The sequence below is a fragment of the Candidatus Thiosymbion oneisti genome (assembly GCF_004359955.1).
In the GTDB taxonomy this organism is placed as follows: domain Bacteria; phylum Pseudomonadota; class Gammaproteobacteria; order Chromatiales; family Chromatiaceae; genus Thiosymbion; species Thiosymbion oneisti.
The window spans coordinates 1-248 of sequence record NZ_SMSC01000202.1 but is presented as its reverse complement, the minus strand read 5'-3'; the positions used below and the strand labels follow the sequence as shown (position 1 = coordinate 248).

Below are 248 nucleotides of genomic sequence, written 5' to 3'. Positions count from 1 at the left end.
CCTACGGTAATGGCCTGTGCGCCACCCACGGTTACCTCGTTTGCTCCACCTACATTGAGCATATCATTGATGCCGACGTTATGGGTGCGTGTCAGCGCGACGGTAACGACCTCGTTGTTGCCGACGTTTTCGCTACGGTTGGAACCAATGGTCGTGGTTTCGTTGTTGGCTACGGTTTCAACCCGATCATGCCCGATCCGGATAGTCTCGTTATTGGTGACATCCCGGCTGCGATCATGCAGAACATA

At 54.0% G+C, this 248-nt stretch carries 1 protein-coding gene; it reads right to left on the bottom strand.

Translation table 11 applies throughout. The annotated features are described in order from the left end of the window. Positions 1 to 248 (bottom strand): bacteriophage T4 gp5 trimerisation domain-containing protein (locus E1958_RS19950; protein ID WP_424945104.1); only part of this gene is annotated, 248 nt, incomplete at both ends.